This window comes from Pseudomonas sp. (assembly GCF_037994325.1).
Classification (GTDB): Bacteria; Pseudomonadota; Gammaproteobacteria; order Pseudomonadales; family Pseudomonadaceae; genus Aquipseudomonas.
Genome location: NZ_JBBNAH010000528.1, coordinates 1 through 1276 on the forward strand (window position 1 = coordinate 1; position 1276 = coordinate 1276).

General features: G+C 57.5%; 1 protein-coding gene. It reads right to left on the reverse strand.

All coding sequences use genetic code 11. From position 1 onward, the window contains the following. Nucleotides 1–100: 100 nt before the first annotated feature. Nucleotides 101–901, reverse strand: coding sequence for a hypothetical protein (locus tag AAAB16_RS17690; RefSeq protein WP_340664501.1), 801 nt, complete (start codon nt 899–901; stop codon nt 101–103). Nucleotides 902–1276 lie beyond the last annotated feature (375 nt).

The following is a 1276-nucleotide window of genomic DNA, read 5'->3' on the forward strand; positions in this document are numbered from 1 at the left end:
GTATTGGACCGATGAAACTCAAGTCTGAGTTTGTTAAGAAGGTTTGATCTGTTCAGCTGTGCGCGCCGCCGGTGCAAGGTCTTGGTGCGCGCAGCACACCTTACTGCACCGGTAGGAAGTTCATAAACAGCAGTCCCTGGGCGTAGCTCACGCCCAAGCGCCGGTAACGTTCATCCAACACATCGGTGAGCAAATCGAGACGCGCGACAATCTTGCCGAACTCCACGGCAAAGCTGAGGTTGCGCACATCTGGCGATATTTCGTTGGAGAGCAGCCACGGGTTGCCCTTGAGGTCGTTGCGACTGGCGAGCATCCACGTGGCTTTTTCGATGTTACGCGCAGCGTTGTGGATAAATTGTGGGTCGAGTTCATCGGTCATATAGAACTCGGTACGCCCGCCATGGGCGGTAATCAGCATGCTGCCCAACGCGTAAATAAAAGCGCCGACGCGATCGCCTTGGTAATCAACGCTTAAGGCATAGCTCAACGCCGCAACATCTTTGCGCCCGCCCAACTCCGGCAATTGCCGATCCTGTTCAATGGCTTGCTGCACCTGCAACTCAGCTTGCTCGATGGTCGGCAAACCGGTCTTGCGCCACTCTCGTGGGTTGCGCCGGTAGAGTTTGTCCATCAGGCGGTAGAGGGTATTGAGGTTGTTGCGCATACCGATGGTGGCCATGCGGTCGGTATGGGTCTGGAAGAACTCGCTAGGTTTGGCCGCGCTTTTGTTGCCGACGATGGAGGCATGGTCTTGATGACTGGCGCAGCCGCTAAGCGCCAACAGCAGCAACCCCGCCGCCCACGCTACAGCGATGCGGCTGCCGGCCTTGTGTCCAAGCCATTTAAGTCGCTGGGCGCCGCCAGCCAGCAGGTTCGTCCAATCCATGCGTAGAACAGTCATCCGCTTAGGTGCTGCGCTGCTTTGTGTATATAAAGAAGCTAGCAATAAAAATGCCGTGCCTAATTCTTTTTAAGCCTCCTGCCGCAATCCCGGCCGCAGCGGAGACCTCTGGGTCTGACCGGCAAGTTCTGTAGAGGTTCGTCAACCGCCCAAACGCCCGCCCTTGATGGCTGCCAGCGCCTAACGAAGCGCTTCGGCTGGCCGACTTCACACCGTCATCAAACTGCAACCCAAGCGACGCAAGCTGCATCGTTCCGGTGCCTGGCCCACGGCGACTCACCTGCGCGCTACCGCCAGTTACCGATCCTCCCAAGGTGTTGTTACAGCAGCGAGCCGGCATGAATCACAGCATTGAGGTTCCAGACCTGTTTGGCC